We start from the raw sequence: 23,240 nt of genomic DNA, 5'->3' as shown, positions 1-23,240 counted from the left end.
TCCACCTCACGCCACAGACTCAGATTGAATAACATCTGCTCTGCGCTGAAAGACACGTATAAAACACACAAGTGAAATCGTACCGAACACCAAAGCGGCGATACCAATACCTTGATAACCAACAAATTTAATAATGGTACCACCCAAGATTGGACCAACTGCCGCTCCAATCATTAACATTGCAGGGGTTGCCGCCATGGCACGACCAGACTCATCTAAACGAGCTAATAAGCCAAAAACAAAGGTATGAGTGAATATCATCAAGGAGACAAAACAAGATGCTGAAGCGGCATAAAAAGCAAAGCTACTTGCATTCATCATAATATTAGACAAGATAATTTGTAGAACAGGGCCTGTGCATAAAACCACACGGGCAGAAAGACGTTTTTCAAAAATACCAGCGGACGCCGCTGCGACAATGTTAATCACTGTAAGTACGATTAAAACTAACGTCACAGAATCGGCGGAAAATCCTCTATCGTTTCCTACTCGTTCCATAAAGCTAAACGTCATGGCTTGAGTCACTGCCATTAAGCTAATGCCCACAATACCATACCAAACGCTAGACGGAATTTTCGTTACTACCTGTTTGGCATTCTCACTGTCTTCTTCATCAGGAACCAAAGAAGGAAAGGCAACAGCACAAACAAAAGCAGCAAACGCCATAATGCCACCAAAGATAATGAACAATGAATGTCCACCCACTGCCTTGGTAATATTGGGTGTTGCGCCCATAAAGACGAACGCCATAATACCTAAAGTGAGTCCGGCAATAGCAAACAATCTGTGCGGATTTGCTCCTCGAGCAAAGGTTCCATGGGCCATACTTAGCGCAGCACTTGAGCTAATACCCGCTAAAAGATGCAAAATAGCTAATTGCACATAGTCATTGGTTTGAGAAGCCGCAAAGAAACATAAGCCAGAGGTAAGAAAACCAACACTGGTAACCATACGTCGATTTAATGTTTTAAAACGAGGAGCGATTAATACACTTGCGCAAACAGCACCAATTAAAAATAACGTGACTAGGCCGCCCGCTTGCTGACTATCAAATTGATAAGAAGCAACTAAAATCCCTACCCACAAAGGTAACGCCACTAGGTCTAGCATGCCGGCACAATGGGAAACCATCAAAGCAAAATTGCCTTTAAATCCAAAACGATGGCTCATCGTACACCTCCCATATGAAAGGTCGCTTCTCTTCGATCCGTAAAGCAAAAAATCCCGTATCTCACAGATATCATCAACATACTATTACCATCCACTTTGTTTATTGTTATTTCGTGGTAGCGGCATAACACCACTTTCCAGCTTACTATGGCGCTGCGGTAAAACATTCTGCAACAGCGCCAAAAAAGCTTTTTCTATTATAAAATTACTCGTAATCGCCATTTTGAGGCGTGTCTTTTCCAGGAGACCATTTATTTCTGTAACGTAGTAAAAAAGCTTGAGAGTTATCTGCCCCCATCGGGAACGCACGAGGACTCCAGTTTTTATCATGCAAATCCATGTCGGCATCCATCTCGATATGGCATGCAAACGGACTGTTGAAATACCAGAACCAGTTTGATCCCATAATATGGCGACCTGGCCCCCAAAAAGCCTGATAGCCCTTTTCAATAAACTGAGAGCCGTTTTGCATTACTTCAGTGGGACCAGCAAAATGGAAGGTGAAATGTTCGACACCTTGCATAAACGCTGGCGCACCAATCAAGAAATGTGTGTGGTGATCTAATGTGCCTGCTGGCTGTAAAAACGGACCCGCCCCTTCGAATCTATCTGTGCAACGGAAGCCTAAACGCTCAACATAAAATGCTTCAGCTTTAACGGGATCAGGTACAAAATACACAATATGAGACAAGGTTCTAGGACGAATTGGACCCGCATCTAATTGCACCGCTCGATGATTAACAGGTCGTTGAAATGGAGAACCTGGAACATTGGAGATTTCACCTGCCAAGTTCAACTCTTTACGAGTCGTCACCTGAAAGCCAATCACAAAACCGGAATCATCCGTAGACTCAATAGAACCATCCGCCAGTGTACGAACTTTTCGATCTTTGCTCAGCTCTGCACGAATCGCGTCGATCGTCTCTTGATCAGCAACTCCCATTACGGTTTTGCGCATCATGCAGCCATTACCAATACTGGCAGGAATACTTTCATCCGAGACATGAGCCAAAACAACAGCGGTGCCATCTAATGCTTCAAAACGCCCGCCTGTTTCAGTTACATCAACAGGAAACAAACCGTAATCCGTTAAAAAAGTCGCACAAGAAGCAACATCCTCAACACCAAAAATGATGGTTTCTAAACCGACTATCTTCATTATCTATTACCTCTTTACGATTAGGCCGTATGACCATTCAGTGTTTCTGCTACCCAATCGGCGATATAAGCCCCAGCATTGGCAGAGTTATCAAAACTAGAATGCTGAACCCCTCCTTCACGGTCTGTGAAAATTTTCAGCTCTTTGTTAGGGCTATTAACCAATTGCTCGTAGGTTCGATGCGCCCATTTCAACGGGATTTGAGAATCTTTTTCGCCATGCGTCACAAGAAATGGCACCTTGATGCGATCTAACACGCCATCTAGATGAACGTTTTCTGCAATCGCCATGAACTCATCCATATCTTTTGCACCCCATACCCAACGCACGTGCTCCCAATAATGAGGAACTGGAAAGCTACCTTCTTTTTCTCGGCGGCGTTTTTGTACATCTCGCCAATCATGATTCGCTCCCCATACCACACCACAAGCAAATCTAGGCTCAAACGCCACCGCACGAGGACAGTAATAACCGCCTAAAGAAACGCCTTCCATACCAATGCGTTTGGCATCGATTTCTTCACGAGTTTCTAACCAATCAACAATACGGCTTGCCCAATGCTCGCTATCAAAACGCGCCGTAAAACCTTGTAAACGAAGTGCTTCACCGGTGCCTGGCTGATCAACAATAAGAGAAGAAACGCCTCGTTTAGCTAACCACGCGGGTAAACCAACGCGATACTTCATCTCCTTTGTGGAGTCCAAGCCGTTGACTTGAACCAAAATTGGCGCTTTACCGTCAACGCCTTCTGCACGAACATACAAAGCTGCAAGGTGTTTACCTTCGTATGGAATCTCTACTCGCTCACAATTTTCTTTTGCTAGCTCTAAACCACGAGCAAATATTTCTTGAAAACGCTGATACAAGGCTTCTCGACCTTGTGATCCATGCGCTTGCAAACGCTCAGCTGTTAAATAATACGTCGCCGCGCGACCATATTTGTCACCGGCAGAAATCAAACGACCACGCTCTTCATCCTCTTTAGCCAATTCACACAACTTATCTGCCATGCGCTCCCAGCTGTCACGAAAAGCCTTGGAGCCAGCAGCGTCTTTTGCTTTAGCAGCTTCCTGAAGAGGCGCACACATTTCTTCAATCTCACCAATACGCGCGCCCATTTCCAAGGCAAGATTGATAGAAAGATCCCATGGATAATTAGTGGGAAAATAACGAAACATAAATACTCCAACGTCTTTTATTTGAAAGCTTACAAACTATTTGGTTTGTAAAACAAAGCCCTCTCAAGCAAACCAAAACCTGTATCAAAGGACGAGCGAAGCCAAAAGGGGTAAGGCTACGCCCTCCCTTTGATACAAAGGTAATCGGATTAACTGAGTATTAAATAAAGCTATCGTGTGCCTTGACGCGCTAAGCCTTGACCAGTAAAAGTACTGGTAGGAAAACGCTCTACAGGCCTATTTTGGGAAGGCTTATCATTCATGACATTGGCCACATAAGCCTCACTTGATAGCAAGTTATAAAAACCAAAGGTTTGCGGAATCGTTCCTGGGAACTCAGGCATGATGTAGTTAAACTGCCATAGTGTTTTCCATAACTCACCATTCGAGTCCCAACGATCAGCCAAAGATGCCTGCCAAGTATCTTCATCTAGATAGTATTTACTGCGTACTGCTTGATGGCGTTTGCCCTCTGCAAGCGTTGCTTCAACAACCCAAACGCGATGTAATTCCCAACGTACAGCATCTGGATTCAAGTGATTTCCAGTAATGGCTTGTGCATCGCTGTATTGTAAAAAGCGGTTTTCGTTATAAGGAATGAGTATTTCTTTTTTACCTAACAATTTCCAATCAAACACTTCAGTAGTACCAGAAAATACGCTCAACTCATCGAAAGACATTAAACCAGCCGTCGCAGGAGTTGGCGTGTCACAGCAAGCATTTGGAAGTTTACGTACACGACGCTGACCCGTTAAATACACATAAGATTGAGTTTTATCTTCATCGACGTTGTTTCTCCCAGCAATACGTTCTCCCGCACGAATTGGCGGTCCGTAGTTTTCAAGGTTTACTTCCCAGAAATAGCCATCAAACTCTTCGCTTGAGCCTTCCTGAAAGTAATAAGGCATTTGGTTCTTCAATAGACCATCCGTTGTCAAAACAACTTTGCCACTTGATGTAATTTGATACTGGTTGATATCCGCTTCCCAGCTCACACCACGCCAAGACAAACGGTGATTGTTAATAGCTTCTAGACCATTTTGAGGAATCGGAAATGGGATACCTGCATAAGCACCACTAATCTTGTGACCATCCATTTTTGCCTTCAGAGCATTTTGTACTGTGTAGTTGTATACCCACTCTGGTGCTGTCGCCGTTCTATGAGTTTGGTAAACATCTAGACGATAAGTATCTGGATACTTTTGTAGCATCGCCTTTACACCATCGGTTAACTTATCAGCATATTTATCCATATTCGCTGCAGTAACTGTATATAACGGCTTCTCACTAGCGAAAGGATCTAAGCGCTTGCCACCCAATATTTCACCTTTTATTGGATCATTAAAACCGCCGGTCCAAGCAGGGATAGAGCCATCACTGTTGCCTGCTTTTTCACCACCAAAAGGGGTCAAATCGGCACCCAATCGAGCGGCTTGCTCTGGGCTAACAGCGGCATAAGAAGCCAGTGAAAAACAACCTAGTACTGCAGAGGTAACTAAAATACTAAGAGAGTGTTTTTTATTGTTATACATCATCATTCTCCAAAAAATTAAAAGGTGGTGCTTACAGAAGCAGAGATAAAATCTCGATCTTTTTGCGACTGCTTGTACGTTGCGTTATTTGAACTATCATTGAATAGCCCTTCATCTCCTAAATATTTGATATAGCTCAAAGAGGCATTCCAACGATTTAAATAAACAGCATTAACGCCAACGTTAATATCACCACCATCATCAACACCAAAAGACGAACCTAACGCTGAAGATTTACCCCAAGTATGGCCAATACCAATAGAAGGACTTAGATCAACTCCATCGAAAGCTTGACGATACATCGGCGAATAAACCATTTTTATGCCAACAGCAGATTTGTCGGCGTTAGGGTTTAACTTGTCTTCATTTTGAGTAGTTTTTACGCGAGTGTTCCAAGCAATTTCACCAACAAAACTGGACTCTTTAGATAGGAAATTCGACCCTAAACTCGCCAACCAAGAGAATTGAGCATGAGCTGTCTCACCGATGGCATATCCAGGATTTTTATCGTTGTCGTATTGCACACCTGACGTTGTTATCGATGTAGAAGCACTCGCAAGAGGTGCATTTACACGATATGAAATTTCACCGGCCAAGCTCCAAATCCCAACGGTTTTTGCCATACTGGCACCATAGGCTTCAATGCCTTTGGCATAAGCCCATTTGTATTGACTAGGATGGAAAGAAGCATCCAAAATGGTATACATATTACTTGGGGAGCTAGAATCAAAACGAATTGCGTACAAACCAAAGTCCGCATCAAGGTCATAATCACTCCATTTAAGTTGTAGACCGTATTGACCGGAGTCAGAACCTTCATCATCAGAGGTGTGTGTTGCTGTGTATGGTCCCGCAAGTAGTTTTTCACCTTCTAATGTATCTCCAGTAGAAAGATAAGAACCTGCGGGAAGGAAGCGAGATTTCTCCCACTCATAACCCACATAAGCACCTAAAGAGGCCGTTTCAGAAATAGGAATATCAATCGAAACCTTGCCTGTCGGTCTCATTGTTTCTTTAAAAGTAGAGTTAGGCACAGATGATAACTTCACCACATCAACAGGCCCTTGACCTCCAGCAATACCGTTAGAGCCAAAAAACAAACTTTCGCCCCACAACAAGCTATGGCGCCCAACACGAATCGTGCCTTCCATTCCATTCATCACAGGGAATCGTGAATAAACAAAAGCATCAAGGATTTCGGCATCTCCACCCATGGTTTTTTTGGTGGTGTCTGAGAATTCACTGGCAGGGGTGTGGTTTGAACTTGTGCTGGTATTGTCTGTATCTTGATGATAAACATCGTCGTACCAAGCAGCACCACTAATACGAACACCGGCATTTTTATAAGACAGGTCAAATTCGGAAAATAGATCTAAACGACTTGAAACCAACCCTTTATCAAAGTTGTTATCACCATCGTTATAATTAGCTGCACCACTTCCTTGAGTTAAACCTGAAGAGGCATCCTTGGTACGAAAAGCGGTACTGTATTTGACGGTATTACCTAGACTGACCCTTAAGTCAGAATTATCTGTTTCTATTTCAAATCCATAGGCAGTAGAAGTACTAGAAACAATGGCAATAGCCAATGCTTTTAGCCGAAATGGCGTCGAGTTGATTATTTTCACTTGTTCTTCCTCTCAAATTTTATTTTTATGTTTTTAAGAACAAGCTCAATGTAAATCACTAAAACCTTTCAGGAAAATCCTTTAAATTGAATCGACCGTTCGATACTATCGAATGATGAAAATAAAAATAACCAGTGATAAGAGATCTTAAAATGCGCTTTAAAAAACTTGATCTAAACTTACTTGTGGCATTAGACACTCTATTAACCGAACAGAGCATTACCAAAGGCGCAGAAAAGCTCAATATGAGTCCTTCAGCGCTAAGCAACTCTTTATCAAGATTAAGAGAGTATTTTGAAGATGATCTGCTAACACAAATCGGTCGAAGAATGGTCATTACTCCTCTAGGAGAAAACCTAAAAGTCAGTGTTCGTAACGCCTTAAACAACATCGAAAGTACGATTCTGGTACAACCGAGTTTTGACCCCAAAACCACGGATCGAATCTTTAGCATTTTCTGCTCAGATTACACCCAAACTGTACTGATTCCTCACGCATTAGAGATAGTAGGAAAGCAAAAAAGCACGGCTCGCTTTCAACTCTTAGCCCAAGTTGCAAACAACCCACACGAACAACTCGAACAAGGGAAAGCCGATTTGCTTATTATTCCGTCCGATTTTATGTCTACGGAACATCCTAGCGACATACTGTACGAAGAAGAATTTGTTTGTGTTGTATGGAAACATAGCAAGATTGCAGCAGGAGAATTGACTGCAGAAAAATACGCAGCGGCAGGCCACGTACTAATGCGACCAGAGGCAACTAAAAGAGATTTTTTTGGAACTTTATTTGCACAGAAATACGGTATTAAGCGCCACGTAATCGCCACAACCTTCAGCTTTGCTTCTCTACCTGCACTGGTGATAGGTTCAGAAAATATCGCCACTATTCACGCGAGATTAGCGAAAAAAATGGCTAAGGTTTGGCCACTTAAAATATTACCTTTACCTTTTGATGTTCCCCCAATGAAACAATGCGCACAATGGCATCAATACCGAAACAATGATGAAGGGCTAATTTGGTTACGAAATACACTAAAACAAGCGGCAATTAATATGGATATAGAGTAAACGACACTCTGTCGTTCGACAGAGCCTCTCGATTGGGACACCCTTTCACAATGCGCACTGACTGAACAGCAGTGCGCTACGTTTTGCGCTAGAGTGTTAGGCATTTTTCATGGATTAAATCTTGAAAAATGCCTACATCTCACAACATTCACTCAGTTATCAATAATGGCGACAGCACGAGTCCAGCCAGCGGAACCACCACGCACCTTATGAGGAAAACAGGACACGGTATAACCAAAAGCAGGCAAAGCTTCGAGGTTATGTAGTTTTTCCAAATGACAATAACCGATGTCTCTACCAGCTTTATGCCCTTCCCAGATAAGAGAGTTATCACCGGTTTCTGCAACGCGTTTAGCGGTATAGCTAAAAGGTGCATCCCATGACCAAGCATCAGTACCTGTGACTCTCACACCACGCTCTAGTAAATACATAGTAGCTTCATAGCCCATACCACAACCGATATTACAAAAATTGGGGTCCCCTACCGCCGTACCCGCTGCCGTATTAACCAACACAATATCCATAGGCTGCAGCTCATAGCCAATGCGTTTCAACTCTGCCTCGACATCCGCTGCGGTAACGACATAGCCGTCTTCAAAATGGCGAAAATCCAGTTTTACTCCAGGGCGAAAACACCAATCCAGCGGTACTTCATCAATGGTAATCGCCCTTTCGCCATTATTCATAGTAGGATGAAAATGCCAAGGAGCGTCCAAATGTGTACCATTATGGGTCGTGAGCTTTACAGTTTCAGCCGCAGCAAACCCGTGACCACCAGGAAACTCATTTGCTGCCACACCTGGAAAAAGTGATTCGCTTCTGGGACAGTTTCCTCATGCGTCTGATAAGTGATTTCTGGGCGCATAAACGGCGGATCGGTAATGACATCATTCTCAAGATAAATTGATAGATCAATAAATTGACGTGACATAGCGCTCTTACCCCTGTTTTCCGCCTAGTGTTTTAGCGAACCAATCTGCAATGTAATCACAACCGAAACTCATATTATCGGCACCAACATGCTCGACGCCGCCTTCTCGATCGGTAAAGATTTTAAATTCACGATTGGGTGAATTAACAAGCTGGTCATAGCTTTGATAAGCGTAATCAAGACTAATCTGACGATCTTTTTCACCATGCGTAACAAGGAAAGGAACCTTTATTTTTTCCATAACGCCATTCAGGTTCATACCTTCCGCTTTGGCAAAAAAATCGTCCATATCGGTCGCGCCAAATACCCACATAACATGCGCCCAGTAATGCGGAACAGGGTTTTCGCCCTCACGCTTCAGACGTTTCTGCTGCACTTCTGCCCAGTTGTGATTCGCTCCCCAGACTGCACCTGACGCAAATCTAGGTTCGAAAGCAACCGCTCGCGGCGCAAAATGCCCACCTAGTGATATACCCGTCATGCCAATACGAGCAGCATCAACATCATCTTGCTGTTCTAACCAATCAACGGCTTTTGACGCCCAAACTTCACTATTCGCTACCGCTGGCAGCCCATATGTACGCAAAGTTTCACCTGTTCCAGGCTGATCAACGCAAAGGGTTGATATGCCTCGTTTCGCCAATGCTTGCGGTAGGTTTGACCAATACAGCATCTCTTTACAGCTATCCAGACCGTTACAATAAACGACGGTTGGATGAGGACCTTCTCCAGGCGCTCGAACATACAAAGCCGGCATGGTTCCGCCATTTTCTAGAGGAACCTCTACGTATTCGCAATTATCCTGACTCAATAGAATACTTTTGCGGAAAGTAGACTGTGCCTTATTCCATGTCGCCATACGATTGGGATGGCCCTGCCCCTGCATTCTCTCTGCAACCATGAGATACAGAGCCGCTCTTTTTAATTTACTGCCCGCAGAAAAATAGCACCCCGCCGCCTCATCTTCATCGGCTAGACCAATTAGCTTGTCAGCCATTTTCACCCACTGCTTTAGAAACTCATCCGTACCTGCGTCATCCCCGTTCTCTGCGGCCTCGCGTAATGGTTTACACATATCAATGATTTCGCCAATCTTAGCTCCGCTTTCTACCGCAATAGAAACCGATAAGTTCCATACATAATTCGGAAAGTATTCAAATAACGCCATATTAAAACCTCTAATTTTTATAATAGTGCTAAATCATTTATTGACCCATAAAAGTCTTAAATATTGATATAAAGTAATTTCACAACCAATAGAACTCATCCAAATTCATTTAAAAAACCTTAAACCTACAGTAAAATCGGATAAATCAACAAAAACTCTCATAAAACTAGATCAATCGATATAAACAATGAATTATCAATTTAAAAACACATTCAATATAAACCACTTCATATTTTCACAAAAAACCTTTAAACAGAATCAACCTTTCGATTTGATCGAAAGGTCTTAAAAACCTCTTACACATTTATAAAAATAAGGTACTAGACCTCAATGCTTTAATACTATTTGGCATACTAATAACTTAAAATATCTTCAATATTGCTTTACGTTATGAGTAAAATCTTCGTCTTATCTCTTGCTTCACTTTTTTCATTGGCAATTGATGACTTAACAAGCCTATGGTTTCTGACATTTTCGGCACAGCATGAGAAAAGTGCGCTTTGAAACCATCACATAGATAGTTTCGGTTTAACAAGCCATCACTAGAAGACTCAAAGCGATGCTTTGGGCAGCCGCCATGACACACGGAGCGCACCTCACATTGATGACAATCAACACTGATATTGTTGAGTTTGTCTTGCCCAAATTTGAGATTCTGCGGAAGATTTACTAGATCAATTAGCGATGTTTCATTTACGTTGCCTAACTTATGCTCAGGGTAAACGTAGTGATCGCATGAATAGACATCACCATTTGATTCCATTGCTAAACCATTACCGCACGTTTCACTAAACACACACGCTCCTGGACGACCAACAAGCTGACTCATAGTTTGCTCAAAGTTCATCACAAAGACATCGCCCAAATCGTTTTGAATCCAATGGTCAAAAATCGTATTCAAAAACTTGCCATACGCTTTAGCTGGGACAGACCATTCAGCAAGGTTTGACTCACCAGAAAATGTCGGTTGAATCAAGGTTAAGCCATGGCTATCTGGGACAATGGCTTTACGCTCAACTAAGGGGATGAATTGCATATATCGACTGCCAATACGTTTTAGAAACGCATATACATTCAATGGCCGCTTAACGTTTTCTGCATTCACAACCGTTAACGTATTAAAGTCCACATTGTGTTTTTTGAGCAGCGCAACACCCTTCAATGTTTCGTCAAAGGTACTCTTACCTTTACGGGAAAGACGATAAGTATCGTTACTAATCCGATCCCCATCGATAGAAACACCAATTAAAAAATGGTGTTCTTTGAAAAATAAAGCCCATTCCTTATCAAGCAAAGTCGCATTGGTTTGCAAGGAATTAGTCACTGTTTTATAACCACGATAGTGCTCTTGAAAAGCTATTACCTGACGAAAGAAGTCCACCCCTAACAGCGTGGGTTCACCTCCCTGCCATACAAAATCAATAACCTCTCCTTGCTGAGACTGAATTTGCTCACGTATGTAATTTTCTAGTGTGGTATTGTTCATACGCCACTGTTTTTTTCTATCTGGGTAAAGATGCTCTTTCTCCAGGTAAAAACAGTAAGTACAGTCAATATTGCAGACCGAACTGCTTGGTTTGACCATGACACCGAAGTGGTTTATTCGATCTATTGCCTTGTGACTCACCATATCGCTAACAACCATCTTATCTGCCGTTATAAGAAGCAGCATGCTCCACGACGTTATTTTGGCGAATGTATTCGCGGAACTCTTCTTTCATATCAGCCAACAATTCGGGATATTGAGCTGACAAGTCATTAGTTTCCCCACGATCTTTAGAAATATCATACAAGGCAAAAGGAACATCCTTTGTGAGCACAGGTGTACCATTCAAAGGCGCTTGCTGACTCAACTTCCATTTCCCCCGAATGACATAACTCGCGCCCATTAACTCATCGGCTAACACAGTATCGTCAGAATGCACTTGAGTAAAAGCATCGGGGTGCTGCAAAGCCGATAAAAAAGAGGCCCCCATCGGTGCATATATGGACTTTCCTTTATAACGATCACCCGGCATATTCACACCAGCCGCTTCTAAAAAAGTAGGCAAAATATCTGTTACCTGCATTCGCGCAGATGACGTAGGTTTGCTTTCTGTCTGTCCAGCTAATTTAATGATCAGTGGTGAAGAAGTGCCGCCTTCTGCTCCAGTAAAGCCTTTAAATAAACGAAATGGAGCCGCACTCACTTCAGCCCAACGCGGCCCATATGCCACAGCGGATCCAGGCTTACCCATGTTTTCTAATGAATTATCGACGGCTGTATTAGGAATTTTTGGCAAATAAGCAGAAGCTCCTTCAGCGCCATTATCGGACATAAAAACAATGAGCGTATTTTCATACTCACCAATATCCTTCAAATGCGACACTAAACGACCAATGTGTCGATCTAGATTACTCACCATAGCAGCGTAAATTTCCATCGACTTCGCTTCTATCAACTTTTCTTCAGAACTTAACGCATTCCAACGCTTTGGACCAACAGACTCACTGGCCACTTGATTAACCGCAGCCATCAATCCCAAGGACTTCATTCTGGCAATACGCTTTTCTCTAATCACGTCATAGCCTTCATCATACCGACCTTTTTGAGCATCAATGTCCTCTTGAGGTGCTTGTAATGGCCAATGTGGAGCCGTATAGGCTGCGTAGGCAAAGAAAGGTTTACCATCGCCACGACTCGAATCAATATAATCAATTAGCTTATTGGTATAGAACTCCGTGGAATAAAAGTCTTTTGGCAGCATGTTAGCTGGAAACACACGATCGTCTTCGGCATACATGGTGATATCAAGCGGAGTGGGGGGCGTGGAAGGTGCAAAATGAGAGCCACCACCATTTATCAAGGTAAATGACCGGTCAAATCCCCGCGCAAATGGCAACGCTTGCTTGTTAATTCGATACCAAGTTTTATTATCTTGATCTGGGGCTTTAATATCGTATGCTAAATGCCACTTACCCACCATGTACGTATGATAACCAGCATCTGACAGTAGCTCAGGCATCGCTGCGGTCTTCTCACTTAAATGTCCACGATAGCCTTCTGGAATATTGTCAAAATCGTACGTATTGGATTTTCCCCATGGGGCATTAATTGACTTATTTTGAATGATATTGAGTCCTACCACCTCCCCCATATTACCAATGCCAGCCAGATGATGATCAACGCCTGTCATTAAGCTTGCCCGAGTAGGCGAACACACTGCAGCGGTATGAAAATTCGTCAGTATTCGCCCTTGTGTTGCTAACGCATCAATATTTGGCGTGTTAATTTCACTGCCAAAAGCACTTAAATCTGAATAACCCAAATCATCTGCCATAATCAACAATATATTAGGGCGACTAGGGCTAGAGGGTGCAGTGTCAGCCTGAATAGCAACCGACGTGGTTAATAAAGATACGGCAACAAGGCCAAGACGTAAGTGAGGAATTTTGAATTTCAACAAGGCATTCATGCCACTGTTTTGAAAGCGATCAATCATAGATATATCCACTAACTAGCTGTGTATTATTTTTATTAGAAACAAAACTACCAGTAATTAGACTCTGATCAAGCCCTTAAAATTGAATCCATGTATTGATGAAATCGAATAATAATGTTTTTGGATTCATCATCAAGTTTACACTTATTAGGCTTATGGTCACCTAAGCTCCCGTAAGCCTAAAGACTAAAATCAGACATGTAATTCTGTCATAGATAAACTCATCTTCTCAGCATCAGCAAGATAGTCTTTTGCTATCATTTTTTGCAAAACACTAGTGTGATTAAAGATAAAGTCACGTACTTTAGCCACAGGATAAGGCGCATGATGAAACCGCCGTCCTAATTCACGAGCAAATTCGACATGATGGTTAACATAATCTACCCTTTCAGCTTCAAATTTTTCAAAGCCGGTTGCAACCGCAGCATCATCGTTTAAATCAACACCACTCAGAAACTTCGCTAAAAAATAACCATCTTCTATCGCCATTCCCATGCCATAAGCGGCATAAGGAGATACTGGATGCACGGCATCCCCTAAACACACCACTCGGCCTTTGCTCCATTCTTTCATAGAAGGTCGGTTGTATATGTCCCAAGCAAATACTTGTTTATCAAAGTCCGTCACTTCGGGAAAGCGTGGTAATGGATCAAACCACCCCTTTAAAATACCAGTAATGTAGGCTTTAGGGTTTTCTGGATGCGGTTCATTTTCTTTAACTGGTTCCACAATCCACCACTCATAGCCGGGCTTGCCGTTGTGCATCATAGGAAAATAACTGGCTTGATATTTGTCAGAGTGAGAAATAACACCTTGCTGTTTGGGTACACCATCAATAGAGTTACACCAAGCTAACCAGACTCTCAAACCAACATGAAATAAATCAGGCTCACCAAAAACTTGAGTAGAGACTCGAGACCGAATTCCGTCTGCACCAATAAGAATATCGGCTTCGACACATTGACCATTGTTAAAATACACGGTGACTTGATCATTACTTTCTTCGTAACGATCAAAATCAGAATGTCCAACAATAATGCCTTCAGGCAAAAGCGCCATCATTTTCTCAAAGGCATTGGCTCGTAACATACCATAATGCCAACCCTTAATGCCAAACGACTCTTCTACCTTTTTATTAAAGGGCAGTTTTGCCCTGAGCTTACCTTTATGGTTACGAAATTCTGTCACGGTAAAAGAACCAAAATTATTCAGATCGACACCGTAATAACGTAATACAGCCAATACGGGCACACTCAGCAAAACAGCACCACCTAATGGTTTTGGCTTGGCACTTTTTTCAAAAACACGTACGTCATACCCTTGTCGCAACAAACCTAATGCTGCTGAAACACCACCAGGACCGGCGCCAATAATGGCAACTCGCTTACCCTTTTTCCAAGATAGCTCTTTCATGTCAGTCATCACACACCTTCTAGTTTATATTTATTGTTGGTTGACTAATCCATGCTAACCCAGTAAAAACGAGTTAAATACACCTTAAATAATCAAAAATCGGACAAATTATCCTAAATGACAGTGGATTTACTAAGTAACGTACTCTCTTCTCTAAAAATTGAATCCACCAGCATATCTCGCTGGACAATGTCTGCCCCATGGGGAGTTGATGTGCATGACTTTAATCTAGGCTACTGTTTAAGCTTGGTGTCAGGTCAATGTTGGGTAAGAACAAACGATAAATCACCGATACCCTCTCCTGCTATTCAATTACAAGCAGGAGATTCCATCATTGCACCGAGAGGCGCAAACATTGCGATTTTGTCCGATCCTGATGGCACAACCATACCGCTCGAAGCACTGCCATGGCATGGCGATACATTTCAAGGGCTTAGCTCATCTATACATCCCTCTTCGGCAATGCAAGTGAGTTGGCAAGGAGAGGGTCCTGAGACACAATTACTTGGAATGGCGTTCACTTTTCAGGATCAGCACAATAACTTTTTGTTATCCTCTTTTCCTGAGTTTTTTATTTTAAAACAACATGAATCTAGCTTTTTACAACTCATACATCCAGCGATGCAGTTTCTAATTCATGACCATAGCCCAGGCTATTTTGCGGTTGCCACACAATTTTCTGAACTAGTGATTATAGGCTCATTAAGAGCCTATATCTTATCCAATAAGACCGATTCAGTTGGTGTACTCAAGGGCATGCAAGATAAATCCATTGCGAAAGTATTAACGGCCATTCATCAAACACCGCAACATAATTGGACTCTTCCGCTACTAGCTGCGGAGGCAAATCTATCAAGGTCAGTCTTATCAAAACGCTTCCCAGAATATGTTGGCGTATCCCCCATTGACTATTTAAATCGCTGGCGCCTTCATCTGGCTGCCGAAAAATTAGTCCACACAAAAGAATCACTCGACAGCATTATAAAATCATTAGGCTTCGAAACCGATAGAACGTTTCGGCGACTCTTTAAACAACACAAAGGACTGTCTCCCTCTCAGTACAGAAAACAGTTCAACTGCATTTAAAAAAATATGTACAATGACATCAATAGATAAATAATGACGAAGGGGTTATTTGATTAAGAAACATACTAAAAGAAGCCGCCACTAATATGGATATTCAATAAGCAAAACCCAGCAATTGGAAAAGGTCCAACTTTGGACTTGAATTCAGGGATAAAAACTATTAGTAATTAGATTTTGATCAACTCCTTCAAAGTGAGTCAATACATTGATAAAACCAAATGATGGAATCAAAACTATCTATAACGAATGAATATCAACCTATTGCCTACCCTAAATAAAATATGAGCTAAACCATCACTAATGAATAGACAGTTTAACTCACACTTATAACTCTCTTAACTAAAAAAATTCATAAACAAAGTAATGATAAATGGGTTAAAAATATTGATAAAGATCACTGTAATAACGGGCAACATAACAGCAGCATTTGGCGCAGGTCCAAAACGATCTATAATAGTTGCCATGTTTGCAACGGCATTAGGCGTTTGACCTAAACCAACACCACAATGGCCAGCGGCCATAACCGCGGCTTCGTAATCTTTCCCCATCAAGCGGAAGGTAACGAAGTAGGCAAATAACACCATCAGCATCATCTGAGACACAAGAACGACAAGCATTGGTATCGCAAGGTCGAACAGCTGCCAAATTTTTAGCGACATAATAACAAGCACTAAAAATAAGCTAAGCGAGATACTACCAATCAGATCAATATGACTCATCTTAAGCTTGTAGTCATTGTGGTCACATACGTTTCTAACAATTGCCGCGGCGAAAACACCACCCACATAATATGGGAAAGTAATGCCAGTTTTATTAAGTAATAAGACAAGGACTGAGCCAAAAGACATAGTCAATAACACAACAGAAACGGTACCCAGTGGCGTACGTTTATGAAAATCACCATCTTCAAGATCTACTACTTCATTGTTATTAGCACTACTTTTTAAATCAAACCTTTCGATCAAACGCTTTGCTACAGGCCCACCAACAAGACTTCCCATCACTAAACCAAATGTTGCAGCTGCGATGCCAGTAACAGTAGCGGATTGAACACCTAATGCTTCAAATGATGGACCAAATGCAGCAGCAGAACCAATACCACCAGACATAGCAACAGAGCCCATGCTTACCCCAAGTAATGCATGAATACCCAGTAGTTTGGATAAACCTATGCCAAGCAAGTTTTGTAGGAATAGTAAGGAAACCGCCGCCACAGCCAGAATTACCCCTTGTTTACCGCTGCGTTTAATCACGTGCAGACTGGCCATAAAACCAGTACAAGTAAAGAATAGGACTAACAGAAAATCAGTAAGCCCTTGATTAAGAGTCACTGTATATAAGCCAGTTTGTTTGCCTATTAGCATCAAAATGGCGTAAAACAAACCACCAATGACAGGAGCTGGAATAAAGTATTTTTGAAATATAGGCGCTTTACCTTTGAGATAACGGCCTAAGAAAAGAACGACGACAGCCAAACCCATGGTTTGAACTAGATCAAGCGTAATGTTCATTTGTAGATTCCTTTATTATTTTTTTAGGAAAGTTTATTTAGATCGTTATAAAAATTTACTTTCTAACCCTAATAGCTCTAACGTGGTTTTACCCGCTCTTATCTGCTCTCTAAAAACAGCTTCTTTTGATTCTCTCAACTCAGCCATTTCTAAAACACTCTGCGCTTTATTAGGGTTAACAATAACAAGACCATCTTGGTCTCCAATAACGATATCTCCAGGGCAAATCTGAACATCACCAATACAAATCGGAACATTCACCTCACCAGGCTGATTTTTTCCAGTACCCTTGATGCTTATTCCTCTGCAGAAAACAGGAAATCCCATTTCGATAATGGTTTTTGCATCTCGAACAGACCCATTGATTACCAAACCTGCTAAACCGATCGCCAATGCCTGCTCAGTTAGAACATCCCCCCAAGGTCCGGCTTCTAAAAAGCCTTTTGCATCAACTACCAACACATCACCAGGCTTTGCTTGCAATAAGGCATAATGAATCATCAGGTTATCAGCAGGTTTACAATCTAATGTTAAAGCTGGACCTGCTAGAGTCATGCTGCTACTCAACGGTTTCATTCCGCTATCAAGAGCGCCTTTTGCTCCTTGAGCTTCATAGACAGTTGCCGTACCAAGCTCTTTAAGGCGTTTCAGTAACTCGTCATTTTTTATTGTTTGTTTAGTCATACAGCTCTCCTTTGAACTTAATTCCAATTTAAGCTAAAGTAAAAACTTAAACAAACATGCTTTTTTGAACTTAAGATAAGAAAAAATGAACTTAAAACAGCTCAGATATTTTTGTGAAGTCGTTAGTTGTGGCAGCGCCACTCAAGCTGCGAAGCATCTTTTTATTGCCCCAACAGCAATTAGCATGCAAATCAGCCAGCTAGAAAACCATTTAGGGGGAGAGCTTTTTGATCGGTCCACTCGTCCGATGGAATTGACCGCATTAGGAAAATACTTTTATCCAAGAGCAAAAGATCTGTTAGCTCAGATGACAAAACTGGATGAGGAAACACATGATATCGCGACAGGCAAGAGCGGCTGCTTAAGTATTGGCGTGGTGAGATCAACGCTATTTACCATCATGCCTCAGGCAATAAGAGCATTTCGCGAAGCTTATCCAAGCGTTCATTTAGACTTATTAGAAGTGTTATCTGAATATCAACCAGACCTTTTAGTTGATAGGCGCATCCACATTGGTATTTCGCGATTTATTGGCGAGTTTTCACCACCAGATCATCAAACACATACCTTAATTATGGAAGACCCCTTTGTTGTCGCGATACCGGCTCACCACCCGCTAGCTGAAAAAACATCATTAGTACCGGAAGATATCGACAAGGAGCCTTTTATTATCTACCCGAAAGATCCAGTAACCAGCTACGGTAAAAAAATCTTAGACGCTTTAGCTAAAAAAGGCTCTAAGCCAGAAGTGTCTTATGAAGCCATTGAAATACATACCGCTTTATCACTCGTATCAGCAGGATTAGGTGTAACTCTTGTCGCGCAATCCATATCAAAAAATCACTTTAAAGATGTGGTATTTATTCCAATAGAAGGTTTAGAAACAAGCACATCAATCGTTGCGGTCACCAATACCAGAGAGCACAACATACACGTTGATGCTTTTTTATCTTTTCTGAAAACATAGACATCACCTCTTAAGAGCCGCCTATTAGAACTCTATCAAAATCACAAGTTTCAGCCGCATAGCAGGTCACATCGCTATATAACCTTGAATCTCTATCTGCACGGTATAGCGCAGCATATCTTACTTCAGGGAGTTGAGGAGTAACATGGAGTATTTTTAAAAGCCCACTATCTAGATACTTTTTCATTGCCGCGATAGGTAAATAACTCACTCCTATTCCTGATAACGTCAAACCTATTTGCGCAACTAGACTATTGCTCAGTAGCGTCCGTGATATTTTCAGATTGTTTTGTGCAAACCAACGTTCATAAATAACTCCTGTACCTGAGAGGTTACTCTGCGTAAGCACATTAAGCTGGGATAAACGTTGAAAATCCAGGACATCATCTGCTAATACATAATCAGGTGTACACATCCAAGCATTTTTAACCGTTTTCAGCCGACACACTTTATAGGCAGCATCATCATAAACATCAGGCACAATAATCATATCCAATGAATCATTGCCTAATTTCTCAAGCAAAGTAGAACTTAGCTCGACTTGAGGCTCAATTATTAACTTAGGATAACTTTGCGAAATCATCTTCACTAACGTTGGTAGCCATGTGAGTGCAGTCAATTCCGTCACTCCAATTCTAAAACGTTTATGGAGTGTTTCGGGGCTGCTCATTCGCTCCAAAACGTGATCTCTCATATCGAGCATATCTTTCGATAAGGCTAACAGCTCAGCACCTTTTTCAGTCAGCTTTGCATTTCTTCTCGAACGATCAAATACTTCCATGTCAAAGACAGATTCGAGCTCGTTAATCCGTTTAGAAATAGCAGATTGTGTCGTATTAAGTTTATCAGCGGCTAACGCGAAATTGCCTAACTCCGCAATCCAATATAAAGCCTCTATCTGTTTGAACGTAATCACCCTTGCTCTCCAACGTATACCATTTTAGCGAAACGACACATCTAAATATTTTTCAATACTTAATTACCAAGAAGTACTTTTACCTTATTTTAATAACAACGTTAAATAGCCAAAATAAAAAAACCACTGAAAACACTTCAGTGGCTGATTATTGACGGTCATATAATCAAAATGGGAGGACGCTATTGCCCAGATTGTAAGGTGCTCAATGCATCAACAATGGATTGGCAACCTTTTTCAATTTGCTCGATAGAGCAGGCAAATGAGATACGTAAATACGGCGACATACCGTAGGCACTACCTGATACCGTTGCGACATTAGCTTCTTCCAATAAAAAATTAACAATGTCGTTATCTGTAGCCAATGTTTGCCCTGCCGCCGTTTTATTGCCGATGATCTTCTCTAAGTTAAGGAACAGGTAAAAAGCCCCTTCAGGCTTATGTATCTCACTTAGAAAGCTAGATGAAGATAGAATAGCAACAGCGGTGTCTCTTCTAATCTGAAAACTATCACGCATTACAATGGAAGACTGACTGTCACCAAAAGCAACTTTTGCCGCCTCTTGGCTTATAGAGCTTGGGCAGGTAGTTGTTTGTGATATGAGCTTCTTGATCGCTGAAACCAGTGTCTTCGACCCAGCACCAAACCCTATACGCCACCCGGTCATAGCGTAGCCTTTAGATGCCCCATTCACTATCAAGGTTCGTTCTTTTAAATCAGGAGCAACATTAATGAGGGAAATATGCTTCGCAGGTGGATAAACAAATTTTTCGTAAATTTCATCCGACAAAATTAGTACGCTTGTATGCCTCCTTAGTACATTGGCGATCGACTGTAACTCTGCTTCTGTATAGACAGCTCCCGTTGGATTTGAAGGTGAGTTCAAAACAACCCATTTGGTTTTCTGAGTTATATTTTTTTCTAGTTCTGTCGATGTTAACTTCAAACTAACAGGGTCTGGTTGAACGATAATTGGCTCGCCACCGCAAAGCGATGCAATATCTGGATAAGATACCCAATAAGGTGCTGGAACAATCACCTGATCACCAGGATCAATTGTTGCTAAAAAAGTGTGGTAGATAATATGTTTACCGCCACTTCCGACGATCACCTCGTCTGTGCTGTAGGCTAATTCGTTGTCTCGTTGTAACTTTTCACATATCGCCTCACGAAGATCAAGGTTTCCTTGAGGATTTGAGTAATGGGTTTTTCCCATTGTTATCGCTTTAATAGCTTCCAGAGAGGCGGCATCAGGGGTGTTAAAGTCAGGCTCGCCAATTGAAAAATTGACGATATCTCTCCCTTCTGAGATCAGCTTTTGGGCAAGTGCAGCTGTATTTAAGCTTGCCGATTCATTAAGGTTATTTACTCTTTGAGATAACACGTTCGATACCATTTTATATTCCTGCTTTATCTAGAATCAAATCAACCCAATCCATTCTGTTCGTATTGATTTGATCAATAATCCCTTCTTCTTTCTTAAGAATCTCTAGAGACTTTTGTATGATTTCATCTACTTGTTCAGGCGAAAAAGACACAACACCATCATCATCAGCAACAATAAAATCGCCATTACAAACAACATGACCACCAATAGAAACGGGAACACCTATTTCACCCGGTCCATTTTTAAAAGGACCAAAATGGGTTGTATCGCGGGCGTAAACAGGAGTATTCCTAAAGGCTTCCACATCTCTAATCGCACCATCGATAACGAAACCTTCACAGCCATTTTTAAGCCCTTGGAGCATAATCAACTCGCCCATCAGAGCGTTATTTACTGCGCCTCGACCATCAACAACAAGCACATCTCCTTTTTGCACAAGTTTGAGTGCTTTATAAACATACAAGTTATCACCTGGACTACACTTTATCGTTAATGCTCGGCCAACTAACTTCAAACTATGTTGGTGATATTTTTTCAATCCACTAATGCCGCGATTTATTCCCAAAGCATCACTAATAACCGTAGTCGATATGCTCTTAAGTTGATCAATGGCTGACGGTATATTGTTTTCCGTATTCATAATGTCATTCTCTATAGATTGCGATGAATCGAGTCAGAGTCACATTTTTTGCGCATCAAAAAAAGGGAGTTTTTCGCATTCTAAATAGTGATAAAAAGGAATATTAAAAACAAAAATAACATTCTAAAAACTACTGTTAATAGATCTATTTAAATCGTTTTTCTTAGCATGAAAATACTGCTTGAATCGAATACAGCTCTAAAAAGCTACACACGATAACTACAAAGTAGGTACTGACATGAAAAACATCAGCAAATATCTATCAGGAACAATATTAGGACTCAGCATTGCCGCTACATCTGGAACAGCCAGTGCAGAAAGCTACGTAACGATAGGAACAGGTGGACAAACAGGCACCTATTACGTCGTAGGACAAACGATTTGTCGATTGGTGAACAACTTAAAAGACTCAGATATAAAATGTAATGCGCCATCTACTGGAGGGTCCGTTGCAAACATTAACGGTATTCGCTCTGGAGATTTAGATCTTGGTGTCGCGCAATCAGATGTTGGTTTTAACGCTATGCTCGGCTTAAGCCAGTTTGATACTAAATTTGACGACTTACGATCAGTGTTTTCCATGCATGGCGAACCATTGACCATAGTCGCAAGCACAAAGTCCGGTATCAAAAGCTTTGATGACTTAAAAGGTAAAAGAGTAAACGTAGGTAATCCTGGTTCAGGGCAACGAGCCACAATGGACACTCTTATGTCTTTTAAAGGATTGGACTTCAATTACTTTTCTCTTGCCTCAGAACTAACCAGCACAGAACAAAGCTCAGCATTAAGTGACAACAACATTGATGCTTTCACGATCGTGACGGGGCATCCTTCTGGCCTAATTCAAGAGGCAACCACAGTAACGGATGCAAAAATCATCCCAGTAGAAGGAGATGATATTGATCAACTGATCAAAAAATACCCATACTATGCAAAAGCAACTATTCCTGGTGGACTATATAAAGGAAATCCAAATGACATAAACACCTATGGTGTTGTGGCTACCATAGTTACCGACAAAGATACTCCTGATGACGTCATATACGCCATCACGAAAGCGGTTTTCACCAATTTAGACCGTATTAAAAAAATTCACCCAGCATTCGCTCATTTAGCGGAGGCGAATATGGTTGATGACGGTCTATCGGCTCCATTACATGAGGGAGCCAAACGTTACTATAGAGAACGCGGTTGGATAGAATAATTAATCAAGCAACACTGATGGCCCTATGTGCATCCATGATGCACATAGTTCTTTTTTAAAATCGGATTGTCTTATGAGTAATGTAGAAAACGCTTCTATCAATGAACTTGTCG

The 23,240-nt window shown here is 41.6% G+C and carries 20 protein-coding genes; 4 read left to right on the top strand and 16 right to left on the bottom strand.

What is annotated here, in order from left to right; genetic code table 11:
• Positions 1-6: 6 nt before the first annotated feature.
• From AC0L6V_RS00760 to AC0L6V_RS00740, 5 genes are all read right to left on the bottom strand, one after another.
• Positions 7-1,170, bottom strand: a complete 1,164-nt coding sequence (locus AC0L6V_RS00760; RefSeq protein ID WP_265216827.1) for an MFS transporter — start codon at positions 1,168-1,170, stop codon at positions 7-9.
• A 205-nt stretch (positions 1,171-1,375) separates the two neighbouring features.
• Complete coding sequence (locus tag AC0L6V_RS00755; RefSeq protein ID WP_265216826.1) at positions 1,376-2,329, bottom strand: VOC family protein; 954 nt, start codon at positions 2,327-2,329, stop codon at positions 1,376-1,378.
• Positions 2,330-2,349: 20 nt separating this feature from the next.
• Complete coding sequence (locus AC0L6V_RS00750; protein WP_409419206.1) at positions 2,350-3,507, bottom strand: alpha/beta hydrolase family protein; 1,158 nt, start codon at positions 3,505-3,507, stop codon at positions 2,350-2,352.
• Positions 3,508-3,677: 170 nt separating this feature from the next.
• Positions 3,678-5,039, bottom strand: coding sequence for a DUF1329 domain-containing protein (locus AC0L6V_RS00745; RefSeq protein WP_100186996.1), 1,362 nt, complete (start codon positions 5,037-5,039; stop codon positions 3,678-3,680).
• A gap of 17 nt (positions 5,040-5,056) precedes the next feature.
• Positions 5,057-6,667: a DUF1302 domain-containing protein gene (locus AC0L6V_RS00740; protein WP_100636380.1), complete on the bottom strand. Its 1,611-nt coding sequence runs from the start codon at positions 6,665-6,667 to the stop codon at positions 5,057-5,059.
• A gap of 152 nt (positions 6,668-6,819) precedes the next feature.
• Here AC0L6V_RS00740 and AC0L6V_RS00735 point away from each other — a divergent pair, with 152 nt between their 5' ends.
• Positions 6,820-7,737, top strand: coding sequence for a LysR family transcriptional regulator (locus AC0L6V_RS00735; protein WP_265216822.1), 918 nt, complete (start codon positions 6,820-6,822; stop codon positions 7,735-7,737).
• A 152-nt stretch (positions 7,738-7,889) separates the two neighbouring features.
• Here the strand turns inward: AC0L6V_RS00735 and AC0L6V_RS00730 are convergent, their stop codons facing one another.
• The 6 genes from AC0L6V_RS00730 to AC0L6V_RS00705 form a co-directional block, all read right to left on the bottom strand.
• A complete protein-coding gene (locus AC0L6V_RS00730) occupies positions 7,890-8,453 on the bottom strand; it encodes a cyclase family protein (protein ID WP_418138675.1) in 564 nt (187 codons plus the stop codon).
• Between the two features lie 26 nt (positions 8,454-8,479).
• Positions 8,480-8,668 carry a hypothetical protein gene (locus tag AC0L6V_RS00725; RefSeq protein ID WP_418138674.1) on the bottom strand — a complete coding sequence of 63 codons (189 nt, stop codon included), beginning with the start codon at positions 8,666-8,668 and terminating at the stop codon, positions 8,480-8,482.
• Positions 8,669-8,675: 7 nt separating this feature from the next.
• Complete coding sequence (locus AC0L6V_RS00720) at positions 8,676-9,836, bottom strand: alpha/beta hydrolase family protein (RefSeq protein WP_265216819.1); 1,161 nt, start codon at positions 9,834-9,836, stop codon at positions 8,676-8,678.
• Between the two features lie 388 nt (positions 9,837-10,224).
• Positions 10,225-11,508, bottom strand: coding sequence for an anaerobic sulfatase maturase (locus AC0L6V_RS00715; protein ID WP_265216818.1), 1,284 nt, complete (start codon positions 11,506-11,508; stop codon positions 10,225-10,227).
• Positions 11,483-13,318, bottom strand: coding sequence for an arylsulfatase (locus tag AC0L6V_RS00710; protein WP_265216817.1), 1,836 nt, complete (start codon positions 13,316-13,318; stop codon positions 11,483-11,485). Before AC0L6V_RS00710 ends, AC0L6V_RS00715 begins: the two co-directional genes overlap by 26 nt.
• Positions 13,319-13,510: 192 nt before the next feature.
• Positions 13,511-14,740 carry an FAD-dependent oxidoreductase gene (locus tag AC0L6V_RS00705; protein WP_265216816.1) on the bottom strand — a complete coding sequence of 410 codons (1,230 nt, stop codon included), beginning with the start codon at positions 14,738-14,740 and terminating at the stop codon, positions 13,511-13,513.
• A gap of 108 nt (positions 14,741-14,848) precedes the next feature.
• Here AC0L6V_RS00705 and AC0L6V_RS00700 point away from each other — a divergent pair, with 108 nt between their 5' ends.
• Positions 14,849-15,817: an AraC family transcriptional regulator gene (locus tag AC0L6V_RS00700; protein ID WP_265216815.1), complete on the top strand. Its 969-nt coding sequence runs from the start codon at positions 14,849-14,851 to the stop codon at positions 15,815-15,817.
• Between the two features lie 335 nt (positions 15,818-16,152).
• Here the strand turns inward: AC0L6V_RS00700 and gltS are convergent, their stop codons facing one another.
• The gene (gene gltS, locus AC0L6V_RS00695; protein ID WP_409419205.1) at positions 16,153-17,328 is read right to left on the bottom strand and encodes a sodium/glutamate symporter; all 1,176 of its coding nucleotides are present in this window, start codon (positions 17,326-17,328) and stop codon (positions 16,153-16,155) included.
• Between the two features lie 45 nt (positions 17,329-17,373).
• Positions 17,374-18,012 (bottom strand): 4-carboxy-4-hydroxy-2-oxoadipate aldolase/oxaloacetate decarboxylase, encoded by a 639-nt coding sequence (locus tag AC0L6V_RS00690; protein WP_265216811.1) that lies wholly within the window; start codon positions 18,010-18,012, stop codon positions 17,374-17,376.
• Positions 18,013-18,097: 85 nt separating this feature from the next.
• Between AC0L6V_RS00690 and AC0L6V_RS00685 the strand changes: the two genes are divergently transcribed.
• Positions 18,098-18,979: a LysR family transcriptional regulator gene (locus tag AC0L6V_RS00685; protein ID WP_265216810.1), complete on the top strand. Its 882-nt coding sequence runs from the start codon at positions 18,098-18,100 to the stop codon at positions 18,977-18,979.
• 10 nt (positions 18,980-18,989) lie between these two features.
• Here the strand turns inward: AC0L6V_RS00685 and AC0L6V_RS00680 are convergent, their stop codons facing one another.
• From AC0L6V_RS00680 to AC0L6V_RS00670, 3 genes are all read right to left on the bottom strand, one after another.
• Complete coding sequence (locus AC0L6V_RS00680) at positions 18,990-19,895, bottom strand: LysR family transcriptional regulator (RefSeq protein WP_265216809.1); 906 nt, start codon at positions 19,893-19,895, stop codon at positions 18,990-18,992.
• Positions 19,896-20,077: 182 nt separating this feature from the next.
• Positions 20,078-21,292, bottom strand: coding sequence for a pyridoxal phosphate-dependent aminotransferase (locus tag AC0L6V_RS00675; RefSeq protein WP_409419204.1), 1,215 nt, complete (start codon positions 21,290-21,292; stop codon positions 20,078-20,080).
• Between the two features lies 1 nt (position 21,293).
• A complete protein-coding gene (locus tag AC0L6V_RS00670; protein WP_265216806.1) occupies positions 21,294-21,923 on the bottom strand; it encodes an RraA family protein in 630 nt (209 codons plus the stop codon).
• 238 nt (positions 21,924-22,161) lie between these two features.
• Between AC0L6V_RS00670 and AC0L6V_RS00665 the strand changes: the two genes are divergently transcribed.
• Positions 22,162-23,127 carry a TAXI family TRAP transporter solute-binding subunit gene (locus tag AC0L6V_RS00665; protein WP_265216805.1) on the top strand — a complete coding sequence of 322 codons (966 nt, stop codon included), beginning with the start codon at positions 22,162-22,164 and terminating at the stop codon, positions 23,125-23,127.
• The last annotated feature ends 113 nt before the right edge of the window (positions 23,128-23,240 follow it).

This window comes from Marinomonas sp. G8-14 (assembly GCF_055808935.1).
This window is presented reverse-complemented; position numbering and strand designations above follow the sequence as displayed.

Coding starts and splice junctions, on each gene's coding strand:
- AC0L6V_RS00760 (WP_265216827.1), bottom strand. CDS start 1,170: ATGAGCCATCGTTTTGGATTTAAAGGCAATTTTGCTTTGATGGTTTCC.
- AC0L6V_RS00755 (WP_265216826.1), bottom strand. CDS start 2,329: ATGAAGATAGTCGGTTTAGAAACCATCATTTTTGGTGTTGAGGATGTT.
- AC0L6V_RS00750 (WP_409419206.1), bottom strand. CDS start 3,507: ATGTTTCGTTATTTTCCCACTAATTATCCATGGGATCTTTCTATCAAT.
- AC0L6V_RS00745 (WP_100186996.1), bottom strand. CDS start 5,039: ATGTATAACAATAAAAAACACTCTCTTAGTATTTTAGTTACCTCTGCA.
- AC0L6V_RS00735 (WP_265216822.1), top strand. CDS start 6,820: ATGCGCTTTAAAAAACTTGATCTAAACTTACTTGTGGCATTAGACACT.
- AC0L6V_RS00725 (WP_418138674.1), bottom strand. CDS start 8,668: ATGTCACGTCAATTTATTGATCTATCAATTTATCTTGAGAATGATGTC.
- AC0L6V_RS00720 (WP_265216819.1), bottom strand. CDS start 9,836: ATGGCGTTATTTGAATACTTTCCGAATTATGTATGGAACTTATCGGTT.
- AC0L6V_RS00715 (WP_265216818.1), bottom strand. CDS start 11,508: ATGCTGCTTCTTATAACGGCAGATAAGATGGTTGTTAGCGATATGGTG.
- AC0L6V_RS00710 (WP_265216817.1), bottom strand. CDS start 13,318: ATGATTGATCGCTTTCAAAACAGTGGCATGAATGCCTTGTTGAAATTC.
- AC0L6V_RS00705 (WP_265216816.1), bottom strand. CDS start 14,740: ATGACTGACATGAAAGAGCTATCTTGGAAAAAGGGTAAGCGAGTTGCC.
- AC0L6V_RS00700 (WP_265216815.1), top strand. CDS start 14,849: ATGACAGTGGATTTACTAAGTAACGTACTCTCTTCTCTAAAAATTGAA.
- gltS (WP_409419205.1), bottom strand. CDS start 17,328: ATGAACATTACGCTTGATCTAGTTCAAACCATGGGTTTGGCTGTCGTC.
- AC0L6V_RS00690 (WP_265216811.1), bottom strand. CDS start 18,012: ATGACTAAACAAACAATAAAAAATGACGAGTTACTGAAACGCCTTAAA.
- AC0L6V_RS00685 (WP_265216810.1), top strand. CDS start 18,098: ATGAACTTAAAACAGCTCAGATATTTTTGTGAAGTCGTTAGTTGTGGC.
- AC0L6V_RS00675 (WP_409419204.1), bottom strand. CDS start 21,292: ATGGTATCGAACGTGTTATCTCAAAGAGTAAATAACCTTAATGAATCG.
- AC0L6V_RS00670 (WP_265216806.1), bottom strand. CDS start 21,923: ATGAATACGGAAAACAATATACCGTCAGCCATTGATCAACTTAAGAGC.
- AC0L6V_RS00665 (WP_265216805.1), top strand. CDS start 22,162: ATGAAAAACATCAGCAAATATCTATCAGGAACAATATTAGGACTCAGC.